Consider the following 13952-nt stretch of genomic DNA (forward strand, 5'->3'; position numbering starts at 1 on the left):
GCTGGTAGAGGCCTACGAGGCGAGTGAGGGAGTTCGACCGGAGTAGCCGACTCGGGCGTGACGCCGTATGACAGGGCATCCGCCGGGGCCGACGTCGACGGACGGACTGAGGGACCGGAAGGCCGCAGGCCAGGGCCTGACGGAGAACCCCGGTCGTCTCGTAGGTCTTCTCGTGCGTGCGTACGCGGGCCGCCGCTCCCGCACGCCTCGGCTCCTGGAGGAGTTCCTCCCGGAGGAGTTCCCCCGCTTCCTGGACGCTGACGCGCTCTACGGGTGCGTCCCGCCCTACGGGTGCGTCCGGGGGGCCTTCGGGTCGGTCACGTCGATCAGCCGGCACACCGTCTCGATGTCGATGCGCACCTGCGCGATGGACGCGCGACCGGACAGCCAGGTGATCAGCGCCGAGTGCCAGGTGTGCTCGATGACGCGGACCGCGGAGAGCTGCTCGGGCGTGGGGTCGGTCAGCCCCATCGAGTCCAGGATGATCGCCGTCGTCTGCCGGGACACCTGGTCCACCTCCGGCGACACGCTGCGGTCGGCGAAGGTCAGCGCGCGCACCATCGCGTCCGCCAGGTGCGGCTCGCGCTGCAGGGCGCGGAAGGCGCGCATCAGCGTCTCCGCGACGCGCTCCGCGGCGCCTTCGCCGGTCGGGGGCTTCTTGCGCAGCGTGCCGTGCATGTGCTCCAGCTGGTCCTGCATCGTGGCGACCAGCAGATGCACCTTGGAGGGGAAGTAGCGGTAGAGCGTGCCGAGGGCGACCTGCGAGGACTCGGCGACCTCCCGCATCTGCACCGCGTCGAAGCCGCCCCGGCTGGCCAACTGCGCGCTCGCGTGCAGGATGCGGCGACGGCGCGCCTCCTGACGCTCGGTGAGAGGCGAGTGCGCCGGGCGCTGTGGGGTGGCATCGGCAGACATGGTCCCGCTCCGGTCCGTTCCGTGACGGTCGTGGTGACCGTCGGTGAGGGGGCGGTGATCATGCGGCTCGGCAGAGCGGCCGGCCCGTGCCGGTCGTGGCGTGAATCACCTGATCCACTGCTCTCAGCGCTCCTACCTGCCGGTAGATTCAGAGCCTCCCGAACGATCAAGTTTGAAACTTGTTCTAGATTAGCGTCCCGTCGTAGTGTCGCGGGACAATGCAGGCAGAAGGGGGCCCGGAGTGACCGCTGAGGCCAGTCAGGCGGGGTCCCGGAGTGACCGTGCTTCCGACGGCGAGCGACCGCTCAAGATCGCACTCCTCACCTATAAGGGGAACCCGTTCTGCGGGGGCCAGGGCGTCTACGTACGGCATCTGTCGAGGGAGCTCGCCCGCCTCGGGCACAGCGTCGAGGTGATCGGCTCCCAGCCCTACCCCGTGCTCGACCCGGGGCTCGAGGACCGCCTCACCCTCACCGAGCTGCCCAGCCTCGACCTCTACCGCCAGCCGGACCCCTTCCGCACGCCCGGACGGGACGAGTACCGGGACTGGATCGACGCCCTGGAAGTGGCGACGATGTGGACCGGCGGGTTCCCCGAGCCGCTGACGTTCTCCCTGCGCGCCCGCCGCCATCTGCGCGCCCGCCGCGGGGAGTTCGACGTCGTGCACGACAACCAGACCCTGGGCTACGGCCTGCTGGGCGACGTCGGCGCACCGCTGGTCACCACCATCCACCACCCCATCACCGTCGACCGGCAGTTGGAGCTGGACGCCGCCGAGGGACGACGGCGCCGCCTCTCGGTGCGCCGCTGGTACGCGTTCACCCGGATGCAGAAGCGCGTGGCGCGCCGACTGCCGTCCGTGCTCACCGTCTCCGGCACCTCCCGGCAGGAGATCGCCGACCACCTCGGCGTCCGCGACGACCGTATCCACGTCGTCCACATCGGCGCCGACACCGACCTGTTCTCGCCGGACCCGTCCGTGGCCGTCGTGCCGGGCCGGATCGTGACGACGTCCAGCGCGGACGTCCCGCTCAAGGGCCTGGTCTTCCTCGTCGAGGCGCTGGCCAAGGTGCGCACGGAGCACTCCGGGGCCCACCTCGTCGTCGTCGGCAAGCGCCCGCAGGAGGGGCCGGTCGCCCAGGCGATCGAGCGGTACGGCCTCGAAGGCGCCGTCGAGTTCGTCAAGGGCATCTCCGACGCCGAACTCGTCGACCTGGTGCGCTCGGCGGAGGTCGCCTGCGTGCCGTCGCTGTACGAGGGCTTCTCCCTGCCGGCCGCCGAGGCCATGGCCACCGGCACGCCGCTGCTCGCCACGACCGGCGGGGCGATCCCCGAGGTCGCCGGGCGCGACGGCGACACCTGCCTGGCCGTGCCGCCGGGCGACGCGGGCGCACTCGCCGCGGGCCTGAGCCGCCTGCTGGGCGACCCCGCCCTGCGGGCCCGGCTCGGCACGGCCGGACGGCAACGCGTGCTGGAGCGGTTCACCTGGGCGCGAGCCGCCGAGGGGACCGTCGCCCGCTACCGAGAGGCGATAGCCGACGGCGGCCGCGCACGGGTCGCCCCGGCCATCGACGCCCACGGCACCACCGAAACCCCCGACGCCTCCCCGGCCCCGCTCGCCGCCGAAAGCCCCGAGGCCGCGGAGAGCGTCGAGGCCGTGGCGACGGCCGACGTCGTATCCGAAGCATCCGATCGCGAAAGCAGGGCCACGTGCTGACCGTCGACTTCTCCCGGTTCCCGCTCGCCCCGGGCGACCGAGTCCTGGACCTCGGCTGCGGGGCCGGGCGGCACGCCTTCGAGTGCTACCGGCGCGGCGCGCAGGTCGTGGCCCTCGACCAGAACGCCGAGGAGATCCGCGAGGTCGCCAAGTGGTTCGCGGCGATGAAGGAGGCCGGCGAGGCCCCCGAGGGCGCCACCGCCACCGCCATGGAGGGCGACGCGCTCGCGCTGCCCTTCCCCGACGACTCCTTCGACGTCGTGATCATCTCCGAGGTCATGGAGCACATCCCGGACGACAAGGGAGTCCTCGCCGAGATGGTGCGGGTGCTCAAGCCCGGCGGCCGCATCGCGATCACCGTCCCGCGCTACGGGCCCGAGAAGGTCTGCTGGACCCTCTCCGACGCCTACCACGAGGTCGAGGGCGGCCACATCCGCATCTACCGGGCGGACGAACTCCTCGAGAAGATCCGCGAGGCCGGCCTCAAGCCCTACGGCACCCACCACGCCCACGCGCTGCACTCGCCGTACTGGTGGCTGAAGTGCGCGTTCGGCGTCGACAACGACAAGGCGCTGCCGGTGCGGGCGTACCACAAGCTGCTGGTCTGGGACATCATGAAGAAGCCGCTGGCCACCCGGGTCGCCGAGCAGGCCCTCAACCCCCTGATCGGCAAGAGCTTCGTGGCCTACGCGACCAAGCCGCACCTGCCCGCGGTGGACGCGCGGTGACCACTCCCCGGACAGAACACCTGGTCCTGCCCGGGGTCCTCACCGCAGGGCAGGCCGCCGCGACCGTCGCCGGCATCCTCGCCGTGCAGCGGGAGGACGGCGCCATCCCGTGGTTCAGGGGCCACCACCTCGACCCCTGGGACCACACCGAGGCCGCCATGGCCCTGGACGCCGCGGGCGAGCACGAGGCCGCCGACCGCGCCTACGCGTGGCTGGCCCGGCACCAGAACGACGACGGCTCCTGGTACGCCGCCTATGCCGACGGCGCCCACGACGACGTCACCGACCGGGGCCGCGAGACGAACTTCGTCGCCTACATAGCGGTCGGCGTCTGGCACCACTACCTCTCCACCGGCGACGACACCTTCCTCGACCGGATGTGGCCGAGCGTGTACGCGGCGATCGAGTACGTGCTGCGGCTCCAGCAGCCCGGCGGCCAGATCGGCTGGCGGCGCGACGACGACGGAACGCCCACGGCCGACGCGCTGCTCACCGGCTCCTCCTCGATCCACCAGGCGCTGCGCTGTGCGCTCGCCATCGCCGAGCAGCGCGAAGAGGCACAGCCCGACTGGGAGTTGGCGGCCGGAACGCTGCGGCACGCGATACGACGGCACCCCGAGCGGTTCCTCGACAAGGACCGCTACTCGATGGACTGGTACTACCCGGTGCTGGGCGGCGCGTTGACCGGCACGGAGGCCAAGTCCCGCATCGAGGCCGACTGGGAGCGGTTCGTGGTGCCGGGCCTCGGCGTGCGGTGCGTCGTGCCCAACCCGTGGGTGACGGGCGGAGAGTCGGCCGAACTCGCCCTCGCCCTGTGGGTGATGGGCGAGTCCGACCGGGCACTGGAGATCCTGCAGTCCATCCAGCACCTGCGGGACGCCGACTCCGGGCTGTACTGGACCGGGTTCGTCTTCGGCGACGAGGAGATCTGGCCCCGCGAACTCACCACCTGGACCGCGGGGTCGTTGCTGCTCGCGGTCGCGGCCCTCGGCGGCCACGAGGCCACCTGCGCCGTGTTCGGCGGCGAGCAGCTTCCCACAGGACTCGAAGCGGACTGCTGCGCCTGAGAGGGCGGAGTACCGCACCTCGGGTTCGGGATGCCGCACCCGGGGGAGAGGGCGCTCGGGGACGTCAGTGGCGGTGGACGCGGTTCGCGATGGCGTGGCCGACGAACAGGTACACCACCGCCGCCAGACCGTAGCCGGCCACGACCCTCGCCCACGCCTCGTCGAACGTGAAGAGGTCACGGGACCAGCCGGCCAGCCAGTTGGCGGCGTGATGGACGAACTGGACGAGGTCGTTGCCCCGGTTGGCGTCCAGCAGGTACATCAGGATCCACAGGCCGAGGATGACGGCCATGACGTCCGCTACCACCGCGATGACCGTTCCGGCGGAGTTGGAACCACTGCGATATCGAGACATGTTCTCCGGATTGCCGTTCGACTCCGGATGAAACCTCGGCCCGTTCGGCGCGGAAGTGGCCGCGTCAGGTGTTGAGTTCCGCCAGCACCCGCAGCGTCACCGGGTCCGGTGCGACCGCCAGCAGATCCGTCACCGGGCCCTTGCGCCACGCCTCCAGCCGCTCGGCGATGCGTTCGCGCGGGCCGACGAGGGAGATCTCGTCGGCGAAGGCGTCCGGCACGGCGAGCACGGCCTCCTCGCGGCGGCCGGCCAGGAACAGGTCCTGCACGCGCCGGGCCTCCTCCTCGTAGCCCATGCGCGCCATCAGGTCGGCGTGGAAGTTGCGGGTGGCGTGGCCCATGCCGCCGATGTAGAAGCCGAGCATGGCCTTCACGCCCAACAGGCCCTCGCCGACGTCGTCGCAGACCTTGACCCGGGCCAGCGGGGCCACCCGGAAGCCCTCCGGCAGCTCCGCCACCGCCGGCCCGTACGCGTCCGGACGGTTCGGCGACCAGTACAGGGGCAGCCAGCCGTCGGCGATGCGGATCGTCTGGGCGACGTTCCTCGGCCCCTCGGCGCCCAGCAGCACCGGCAGGTCGGCGCGGAGGGGATGGGTGATGGACTTCAACGGCCGCCCGAGGCCCGTCGCGTCGGCGCCGCGGTAGGGGTGCGTGTGGAAGCGGCCGTCGAGTTCCACCGGCGCCTGCCGTCGCAGCACCTGCCGCACGACGTCCACGTACTCCCGGGTCGCCGTCAGGGGCGACTTCGGGAACGGCCGGCCGTACCAGCCCTCGACGACCTGCGGGCCGGACAGCCCCAGCCCGAGCATCACCCGGCCGCCTGACAGGTGGTCCAGGGTCAGTGCGTGCATCGCGGTCGTGGTGGGGGAGCGGGCCGCCATCTGCGCTACGGCGGTGCCCAGCCTGATCGTCGACGTCCGGGCGGCGATCCAGGTGAGGGGGGTGAAGACGTCCGAGCCCCACGACTCCGCCGTCCACACGGAGTCGTAACCGAGCCGTTCCGCCTCGCGGGCCAGCTCCACGTGGTCGGGGGAGGGGCCGCGCCCCCAGTAGCCGAGCGCCAGACCGAGCCGCATGCCCACCTCCTGACGGTGTGTCAGACAGAGAGGGCGACTGTACGGCAACGGCCCCCCGCCCGGAAGGGCGAGGGGCCGTGCACACGTGGTGCGGAGCGGGGCTCAGCCGCGCTGGATGCCGGAGGAGTCCCGCAGGACGCCGCGCCGGCCGTCCTGCGTCTGGGCGACGAGACCCTGGGCGCCCTGCTCGACGGCCAGGTACCAGGTGCCGGGGGCGAGTTCGGCGATCGGCGTCGGCGCGCCGTCCTCCGCGTACAGCGGACGCGGCACCGGCACGGCGAACCAGAACGGCGAGAAGTCCCCGCCGGACGGCTGCGCCACAGCCGGCTGACCGCCGCCGAACGACTGCGGACCCGGCTGGCCCGGCTGGCCCGGCTGGCCGGGCTGCCCCTGCGGCTGACCGCCGAACGCCGACGGCTGCTGCGCGCCCGGGTAGCCGTAACCGGCGGGCGGCTGCGCCCCGTACGGCTGCGGGGCCTGCGGCCTGGGCGCCGGGACGAGAGCGGCCTGCAGGGCCGGGACGAGCGGGGTGGCGACGGCGACGGCGGCGAGGAGCAGAGTGGCGACGAGGGCCAGGATCAGACCGGCGCCGGCGTCGGGGCTGTTCGAGCTGTCGCCGACGTTGTCGTAACCGCCGGACGGGTCGAAGATGTTGCCGAGCGCACTCCAGGCGGCGAAGACCGTGAAGGCCACGCCGAACTGGCCGAGTTCCAGACCGGCGACCTTCGGCGGCTGCGGAAGCGCCCGGCTGACGACCACGAGTGCGGCGCCGATCAGTCCCGCCAGGACGACGCTGAACAGGACCGGCCCGCTGCCCCAGAGGTTCGGCAGATCGTAGCTGTCGGGGATCCCGTCGATCGAGTAGTTGTCCAGGAACGACGCGATGAACAGCAATACCGCTGCTCCGATCACCACGCCGTCGCCTCGAGTGAGGGAGCGGATATTCACTTCAGGTCCTTCGTCAGTCGTCTCGTCGTCGGTACACGCAAACACATAGCGGTAGAGGCGTCGCTGTCACCATGTCGCCGTCAGGCCCCGGTGTGAAGCGCGGGGGTGGCCCCTCATCGTAGGGGCGACATTATCGTCCGCACGATCGCACTGTCCGCCGGGATCAGCGCCCTGATCACTACCCGCGCAGGAAACTCACGATTCCCTCAGACATCCCCTGCGCCGCCTTCTGCCGCCAGGCACCGCTGGTCAGCAGTGCCGCGTCCTTGGTATCGCGCATGTTGCCGCACTCGATGAACACCTTGGGAACCGTTGACAGATTGAGACCGCCCAGGTCCTCACGCGTGACGAGACCGGTGCCGTCGCCGACGTAGTTGGACGGCGACGTGCCCGTGGAGCGGGCGAAGTCGCCCGCGATCAGCTTTCCGAGCTCCTTCGACGGGGCGACGACGGCCCGGTTGTCCGCCCGCCCCTGGTGCACCGCGCCGGGCAGGATGACGTGGAAGCCGCGCTGCCCGGCCCCGGCGCCGTCCGCGTGGATGGAGACGACCGCGTCGGCGTGCGCCGCGTTGCCGATCCGGGCTCGCTCGTCGACGCAGGGGCCGAACGGCCGGTCCGCGTCCTGCGTCAGCTTCACCGTGGCGCCCTGCTCCTGGAGCAGCGTGCGCAGCCGGTGCGCCACGTCCAGCGTGAACTTCGCCTCGCTGTAACCGGCGTTCGTGGACGTGCCCGTGGTGTCGCACTCCTTCCGGTTGGTGCCGATGTCCACCTTGCGGTTGATCTCGGAGGTGTGCTCGACGTTGGCGGGGTTGTGCCCGGGGTCGATGACGACGACCTTGCCCTCGAGGGGAGCGGCGGCCCGGCTCGGCGACGCGGCGAGCGTGTCCGGCTTGGCATCCCCGCCGCCCGGGACCGTGGCGCCGGTGCTCGAGGAGGCGCCGGCCCCGGCCGCCCCGTCTCCCGCGCTCCCCGGGGCGCCCAGCGCCTCGTACGCCAGCCAGCCCAGCAGCGCCCCTGGCACCAGCAACGCCAGCGCCACCGTCAGCGGACGCCGCAGGCGGGGACGGCGGGGCTGTGGGGAGCCGAAGGAGCCGGACGGCCCGAAGGGGTCGGCGGGGTCGGAGGGGTCGTGGTGCGGGCCTGGGTACGACACGCCCGCCACCCTAGCGGCCCCCTCCGGGGCGTGTTCCGAAAGTCCCGTCCGCCCTTCGGGCAGACGGCGCTGCCTTCGGGGCACGCCCTACCGTGTCACCTCCGCCGAGGCGTACTCGGTGCCCTGGGGGGCCAGGCAGACGAACCAGTTGTACGGGGAGTCGTCGATCGTGCGGACGGCCGGGGCGTCGGCACGCACGCCGGTGGTCGCGGGGACCCTGTCGACCTCGGTCTTCGTGCCGTTCTTCCAGGTGCACGTCACCTGTCGGGCGGTCTTGGCCACCTGGCCGATCACCAGCCGGGCGGGACCCCGGCCGTAAGGGGTGAGCTGGTCCGCGAGGGCGTAGATCCTCCTGCCGGTGAGGGAGTCGCCCGGGCCCGTCAGACCGTGCAGGGTCATCACCTGCACGGCGGTCGCCTCCTCACCGACGCTGCGGTGCACGAAGTAGGCGCTCTTGCCGACCAGGTCGACGGGCGTGCGCACACCCGCGGGAAACTGGGCGTACTCCGCCATCGCGTTCATCGTGGCCCTGGCGTCCTGAACGTCGATCGGCGCCGGCCAGACGTCGAGGGTGACCCGCCACTCCCGGCCCCCGTCCGTGCCGCTCGCGAGGGTGACCCGGTTGTGCGGCTGGAACGGCGTCGGCGACTCCGTGACCCGCTGCGTCGCCGCGGGCGTCGCCCGGTCCCCGTCACCGCCCGGCAGCCCGGTGACCGCCAGCGCCCCCGTCGAGCCGACGACCACCACGGCGGTGGCCGCCGCGACCGCCCAGCGGCGGGCTCTGCGACGGCGGCCGCCGCGGATCAGGGCCTGGGTGGGGGCTATGCCGATCTCCACCTCGCCCGCGGCGTCGGCCAGCAGGAAGGCGATGTCGTGTGCCGCCATGTCGTGGTTCGTCTCCCGGTCCGCGCCCATCACTTCCGCCCTCCGTGCATCACGCCGTCCGCCAGTTCCGGTATGGCGCGGAGCTTCGCGATCCCCTTGGCCGCGTTGCTCTTCACCGTGCCCACGGAACAGCCCATCGCCTCGGCCGTCTGCGTCTCCGTCAGGTCCTCCCAGTAGCGCAGCACCACCGCCGCACGCTGCCGTGGCGGCAGCGCGGCCAGCGCCCGCAGAAGGGTCTGCCGGTCGTCGGCCCGCGCGATCAGGTCGCCGGGGGCCGGCGTCTCGTGGGCGAGGCCCGGCCCGTCGTCCCTGGGGGCGAGCAGTTCGCGGAGCTTCCTGCGGTGCCTGCGGGCGTGAGCGTTGATCATCACTCGCCGTACGTACGCCTCCGGCTCGTCCGCCGCGCGCACCCTGCGCCAGGCGACGTAGACCTGTTCCAGCGTCGACTGGACCAGGTCCTCAGCGGCGTGCTGCTCCCCCGTGAGGAGAAACGCCGTGCGCATCAGCCGCGGCCAGCGGCCGACGACGAAAGCCTGGAACTCCGTGTCCCCGTCCTGTTCCCGATCCCCCATGGGCACCTCCTAGATGTTCAAAGGAGGCCACGAGAGGCCCGGATCGTTGCCTCGGCGGGCCGGGATTCTCCGGTCGGGAGCGGACGCGGGGCGGAGTCGACAGCGGGCACGGCTCGGAGTCGAGAGCGGATGCCGGTCGGAGTCAAGAGAAGACAAAGAAATCGTTAGTACGCCGAAGCATCGGAATAGTTGCCCGTGCATACAGGTTCAGCTCCCATGTAATCGCCGAACCACCCGCCCGGAGGCACCCCCTCATGACGCACACGACGACCGACCGGCCCACCCGTGAAACGAGCGGAGCCGTGGTCCCGGTCCTCGCCTTCGCGGGCATCGTGGTCGCGGTGATGCAGACCCTGCTCGTCCCGGTCATCAAGGACCTGCCCCAGCTGCTGGGCACCTCGCCCAGCAACGCCACCTGGGTCCTGACCTCGACCCTGCTCTCCGGCGCCGTGGCCACCCCGATCATGGGCCGTCTCGGCGACCTGTACGGCAAGCGCCGCCTGCTCATCGCCAGCCTCGCCGTCATGGTCGTCGGAGCCCTGGTCAGCGCGCTCACCAGCGACCTGATCACGATGATCGCCGGCCGCACCCTCCAGGGCTTCGCCATGGGCGCGATCCCGCTCGGCATCGGCCTGATGCGGGACATGCTGCCGCGCGAGAAGCTCGGCTCGGCCATGGCCCTGATGAGCTCCTCGATCGGCGTCGGCGGCGGCCTCGCCCTGCCCCTCGCGGCCCTGGTCGCCCAGCACGCCGACTGGCACGCCCTCTTCTACGGCGCCGCCGGCCTCGGCGCGCTCGCCATCGTCCTCACCCTCCTCGTCGTCCCCGAGTCCCCGGCGCGCGCGGAGGGCACCTTCGACGTCCTCGGCGCGATCGGCCTCTCCGCCGGCCTCGTCCTGTTCCTGCTCCCCATCACCAAGGGCAGCGACTGGGGCTGGACCTCCGGCACCACCCTCGGTCTGTTCGCCGCCGCGGCCGTCGTCCTCGTCCTGTGGGGCGTCATGGAGCTGCGGGTGAAGGCGCCACTGGTGGACTTGCGCACCACGGCCCGCCCGGCCGTCCTCTTCACCAACCTGGCCTCGATCATGGTCGGCGTCTCGTTCTACGTCGTCTCCCTGGTCCTGCCGCAGCTGCTCCAGCTGCCGAAGGCCACCGGCTACGGCCTCGGCCAGTCGATGGTCGTCGCCGGCCTGCTCGTCGCACCGCTCGGCCTGACGATGATGGTCACCGCGCCGCTCTACGCCCGGCTGTCCGCCAAGTACGGCCCCAAGGCCACCCTGATCCTCGGCATGCTGATCATCGCGATCGGCTACGGCGCCGGCCTCGGCCTGATGAGCGCCGCCTGGCAGAGCCTCGTCATCGCCGTCGTCCTCGGCGCGGGCATCGGCCTCGCCTACTCCTCACTGCCCGCGCTGATCGTCGGCGCGGTCCCGGCCTCCGAGACCGGCGCGGCCAACGGCCTCAACACCCTCATGCGGTCCATCGGGACGTCGGTGTCGAGCGCCGTCATCGGCATGGTGCTGGCCAACACCGCGAACGACGTCGGCGGCGTCGCCGTGCCGACCATGCACGGCTTCCGCGTCTCCTTCCTGATCGCCACCGCCGCCGTCGCGATCGGCCTGGTCCTCGCACTGTTCCTGCCCCGGCAGCAGCGCCCCTCGGACGCGCCGCAGCTGCGCGCCAGCAGCGAGGAGGACGCCGCACTGCAGCGCGCCGAGGAGGCACTGCGGGGCTTCCGCGGCCGGGTGCTGGACGCCCACGGCGTCCCGGTCGCCCGCGCCAGGGTCACCCTCATCGACCGCCGCGGCCGTCAGGCGGGCGCGACCCTCTCGGAGCCGGACGGCAGCTACGCCCTCGCCGTCCCGGCCCAGGGGCCCTACGTCCTCGCCGCGAAGGCCGTGGGCCACGGCCCCCTGGCGAGCTCCGCAACCCACGCGGGCGACGCCCGCCCGGTGGACCTGGACCTGGCCCTCCCGGGCGAGACCGTCACGGCCTGACCGCTCCGCCCCCGCGCGCCGGCACCTCGGCGCGCACTTTCCGCACCCCCTGTCGCCGACCGGCAGGGGGTGCGGCCGTGGAGCCCTGCCGCGTGCCCGGAAGACGCGGCCGTGGAAGCGGTTCCCGGCTTTTCCGCACCCCTGTCGTCGGCGCCGCCCGTGGGTGGGGCAGCATGGGCGGGCTCGTTCGTACGTCCGTCGGAAGGACCCCCATGCCCGCGGTGCCCCAGCCCGAGATCCTGGCCGCGTTCGAGGCGGCGAAGGGGTTCATGCCGGTCGACGAGGGGCTCGCGCTGTACGCCGCCGCCGTCGAGGCCGGGGCGCTCGGGATGCCGCTGCTGGAGATCGGCACCTACTGCGGACGCTCCGCGATCCTGCTCGCGGACGCGGCCCGCCGGACCGGGGTGAGCGCCCTCACCCTCGACCACCACCGGGGCAGCGAGGAGCAGCAGCCCGGCTGGGAGTACCACGACCCGGAGACGGTCGACCCCGAGATCGGCCTCATGGACACGCTGCCCGCCTTCCGCCGCACCCTGCACCGAGCGGGTCTGGAGGAGCACGTCGTCGCGCTCGTCGGACGGTCGCCGCAGATCGCCGCGTTCTGGAACACGCCCCTCGGCCTGGTCTTCGTCGACGGCGGTCACACCGACGAGCACGCCGGCTCCGACTACGAGGGCTGGGCGCCGCACGTCGTGGAGGGCGGGCTCCTCGTCATCCACGACGTCTTCCCCGACCCGGTCGACGAGTTCACCGGCCAGGCTCCCTACCGCGTCTACCTGCGCGCCCTGGCGTCCGGGGCCTTCACGGAGGTCTCGGACACCGGCTCGCTGCGGGTGCTGCGACGGACCGGCGCGGGGATCTGAGGACCCGGCGCGGGAAGCCAGGCTTCGGCGTGGGAAGTCAGGCCCCGGCGCGGGAAGTCAGGCCCCCGGCGTGGGTGAGCGGGGCGCACGCGCGGGGGTGCGGTAACCGTGTTCAGGAGGACGCGGCCCGTCGGCGGCGGCGGAGGTGCACGGCGGCCAGGAGGACGACGGCCAGGGCGCCCGCGGCCCAGGTCCAGGCGTACCGGTACGGCGGGGCGGGCGAGGCGTCGAGCGGGATGACGGCGACGTCGTTGCCCGGGGTGCGGTCGTACGGGTTGACCGTGCGGATGGTGCCCCGCGCGCCCGCGACCTGCCGGTCGATACGGATGTGGAAGTCGATGGCGGTCGTGCCCCCCTCGTGCCGCACCTCGTAGAACTGGTCGCGGCCGATCTCGCAGACGAACGCCCCACCGGGCTTCTCCGGCCGGACACAGGCCCATTTCCCGCCGTCCTCCTCGAAGCGGTACGGCACGGAGGTGACCGTGGTCCCCTCGGGTGGGACCACCTCGAAGCGGCCCGGATCCTCGTCGCCCGTCATCCGGCCGGGGCCGAGGTCCTCCAGCCCGAGCCGTACGTGCACCGTGTCGCCGACGCGGCCCCGGACGGTCTCGGTGACCGGGCGGTAGTCGACCTGGACGGTGGTGGTCACGGCCACCCTGCCCCTGCCCTCGCCGATCCCCCGGGCGGGAGCACGGACCAGGCCGAGCGGGGGGCCGACGCCCCGCACCGTGTGGCCGGCGGGTCGGGACGGGGCCGACGACCAGGTGTAGGTCACCTCGCCGGTCAGTGTCCTGGGCCCGGTGACCGTGTAGACCAGCGGGGCGTCGGCTGCGTAGGCGGCACCCGGCGCGGCTTTCGTCGGGAACGCGCACCATGCGGAGGTGGGCGCGGACCCCGCGTAGAAACAGTTGCTGTGCAGCGCGGTGAGCGTCAGTCCCTCCGACGCGTCGACCCGGAGGGCGACGCCCTGGTTCGCCGGGAAACGGGTGTTGTTGGCCAGACGCGCCGTCAGGGCCGCGGACTTCCCCGGAGCCAGCCCGCTCACGTTCTCCTCCTGCCCGGGCGCGGAAAGGCTCGGACCGCCGACGGTCATCCGGGTGGTGCCGGTGACGGCGGGCGCGTTGTCGGCGGTCGCGGTGTACGTCACCGTCCCGCTGTCGCCCGGCTCGACGCCGTCCACGCCACGGAGGGAGAGGGGGGAGTAGCTCTCGCCGTCGCCGTTCTGCAGGTCGCCGTACACGCACGTGAAGACCGGACCCTCGGCCTCGCACGTGTGCGTGTCACCCAACCGGGCGACGCCCGCCAGCCCCGACGCGTCGACGACGACCCTGACGTTGCGGGCCGGTTCGCCGCCTTCGCTCGGCAGGACGTAGACCGGGACGACGAAGTCGTCGTTCGAGGCCCCGGCCCCTTCGTCGGCGCTGTACATGACGTAGGTCTGCACGGTCTCGAACCGCATCGCGACCCGGCCGGACCCCTCGGCGGAGACCGCCGCCGACGCGACCGCCGGTACGACGGTCGGCGCGAGCGCGGGAGCTCCGGCGGCCGCGACCGGGGGCGCGACCGAGGCGGTCGACACCGCGGTGATGAACACCGTCGTGGTGAACATCGCCGTGACCACCGCCGTCAGTACGGCCGCACGCCTGGCCATCCGTATCGGTAAGGACATGCGGGCAC

13 protein-coding genes are annotated in these 13952 nt (G+C 72.6%); 5 read left to right on the plus strand and 8 right to left on the minus strand.

Annotation, left to right across the window (positions count from 1 at the left end):
- Positions 1-285: 285 nt before the first annotated feature.
- Entirely contained in the window at positions 286-915 is a 630-nt protein-coding gene (locus C6376_RS17045) for a TetR family transcriptional regulator (protein WP_107444202.1), read from the minus strand.
- A gap of 241 nt (positions 916-1156) precedes the next feature.
- On the opposite strand from C6376_RS17045, the gene C6376_RS17050 reads away from it, so the two are divergent.
- From C6376_RS17050 to C6376_RS17060, 3 genes are read left to right on the plus strand one after another with little or no spacing between them, the layout of a single operon-like run.
- Positions 1157-2632: a glycosyltransferase family 4 protein gene (locus tag C6376_RS17050; protein WP_107444203.1), complete on the plus strand. Its 1476-nt coding sequence runs from the start codon at positions 1157-1159 to the stop codon at positions 2630-2632.
- Positions 2626-3360, plus strand: a complete 735-nt coding sequence (locus C6376_RS17055) for a class I SAM-dependent methyltransferase (protein ID WP_107444204.1) — start codon at positions 2626-2628, stop codon at positions 3358-3360. The genes C6376_RS17050 and C6376_RS17055 overlap by 7 nt, the downstream gene beginning before the upstream one ends.
- Complete coding sequence (locus C6376_RS17060) at positions 3357-4427, plus strand: prenyltransferase/squalene oxidase repeat-containing protein (RefSeq protein WP_107444205.1); 1071 nt, start codon at positions 3357-3359, stop codon at positions 4425-4427. The genes C6376_RS17055 and C6376_RS17060 overlap by 4 nt, the downstream gene beginning before the upstream one ends.
- A gap of 64 nt (positions 4428-4491) precedes the next feature.
- Here the strand turns inward: C6376_RS17060 and C6376_RS17065 are convergent, their stop codons facing one another.
- From C6376_RS17065 to C6376_RS17090, 6 genes are all read right to left on the minus strand, one after another.
- On the minus strand, positions 4492-4782 hold the full coding sequence (locus C6376_RS17065) for a hypothetical protein (RefSeq protein WP_057583141.1): 291 nt from the start codon (positions 4780-4782) through the stop codon (positions 4492-4494).
- Positions 4783-4846: 64 nt separating this feature from the next.
- Positions 4847-5857 carry an LLM class F420-dependent oxidoreductase gene (locus C6376_RS17070; protein WP_107444206.1) on the minus strand — a complete coding sequence of 337 codons (1011 nt, stop codon included), beginning with the start codon at positions 5855-5857 and terminating at the stop codon, positions 4847-4849.
- A 102-nt stretch (positions 5858-5959) separates the two neighbouring features.
- Complete coding sequence (locus C6376_RS17075) at positions 5960-6805, minus strand: DUF5336 domain-containing protein (protein WP_107444207.1); 846 nt, start codon at positions 6803-6805, stop codon at positions 5960-5962.
- A 178-nt stretch (positions 6806-6983) separates the two neighbouring features.
- Positions 6984-7862, minus strand: a complete 879-nt coding sequence (locus C6376_RS17080) for an N-acetylmuramoyl-L-alanine amidase (protein WP_254076388.1) — start codon at positions 7860-7862, stop codon at positions 6984-6986.
- A gap of 183 nt (positions 7863-8045) precedes the next feature.
- Complete coding sequence (locus C6376_RS17085) at positions 8046-8873, minus strand: hypothetical protein (protein ID WP_107444208.1); 828 nt, start codon at positions 8871-8873, stop codon at positions 8046-8048.
- Positions 8873-9415, minus strand: coding sequence for a SigE family RNA polymerase sigma factor (locus C6376_RS17090; protein ID WP_107444209.1), 543 nt, complete (start codon positions 9413-9415; stop codon positions 8873-8875). Before C6376_RS17090 ends, C6376_RS17085 begins: the two co-directional genes overlap by 1 nt.
- 254 nt (positions 9416-9669) lie before the next feature.
- Between C6376_RS17090 and C6376_RS17095 the strand changes: the two genes are divergently transcribed.
- Both C6376_RS17095 and C6376_RS17100 read left to right on the plus strand, forming a co-directional pair.
- Positions 9670-11412: an MFS transporter gene (locus C6376_RS17095; protein ID WP_107444210.1), complete on the plus strand. Its 1743-nt coding sequence runs from the start codon at positions 9670-9672 to the stop codon at positions 11410-11412.
- Positions 11413-11624: 212 nt separating this feature from the next.
- Positions 11625-12275 (plus strand): class I SAM-dependent methyltransferase, encoded by a 651-nt coding sequence (locus tag C6376_RS17100; protein ID WP_107444211.1) that lies wholly within the window; start codon positions 11625-11627, stop codon positions 12273-12275.
- A gap of 112 nt (positions 12276-12387) precedes the next feature.
- Here C6376_RS17100 and C6376_RS17105 read toward each other — a convergent pair whose 3' ends face one another.
- Positions 12388-13944: a hypothetical protein gene (locus C6376_RS17105; protein WP_254075969.1), complete on the minus strand. Its 1557-nt coding sequence runs from the start codon at positions 13942-13944 to the stop codon at positions 12388-12390.
- Positions 13945-13952: the final 8 nt, after the last annotated feature.

Origin of the sequence: Streptomyces sp. P3 (assembly GCF_003032475.1) — a bacterium.
Classification (GTDB): domain Bacteria; phylum Actinomycetota; class Actinomycetes; order Streptomycetales; family Streptomycetaceae; genus Streptomyces.

Excerpts from the sequence above, each read along its gene's own strand:
- C6376_RS17045 (WP_107444202.1), bottom strand. The coding sequence starts at position 915 with ATGTCTGCCGATGCCACCCCACAGCGCCCGGCGCACTCGCCTCTCACC.
- C6376_RS17065 (WP_057583141.1), bottom strand. The coding sequence starts at position 4,782 with ATGTCTCGATATCGCAGTGGTTCCAACTCCGCCGGAACGGTCATCGCG.
- C6376_RS17070 (WP_107444206.1), bottom strand. The coding sequence starts at position 5,857 with ATGCGGCTCGGTCTGGCGCTCGGCTACTGGGGGCGCGGCCCCTCCCCC.
- C6376_RS17085 (WP_107444208.1), bottom strand. The coding sequence starts at position 8,873 with ATGGGCGCGGACCGGGAGACGAACCACGACATGGCGGCACACGACATC.
- C6376_RS17090 (WP_107444209.1), bottom strand. The coding sequence starts at position 9,415 with ATGGGGGATCGGGAACAGGACGGGGACACGGAGTTCCAGGCTTTCGTC.
- C6376_RS17095 (WP_107444210.1), top strand. The coding sequence starts at position 9,670 with ATGACGCACACGACGACCGACCGGCCCACCCGTGAAACGAGCGGAGCC.
- C6376_RS17100 (WP_107444211.1), top strand. The coding sequence starts at position 11,625 with ATGCCCGCGGTGCCCCAGCCCGAGATCCTGGCCGCGTTCGAGGCGGCG.
- C6376_RS17105 (WP_254075969.1), bottom strand. The coding sequence starts at position 13,944 with ATGTCCTTACCGATACGGATGGCCAGGCGTGCGGCCGTACTGACGGCG.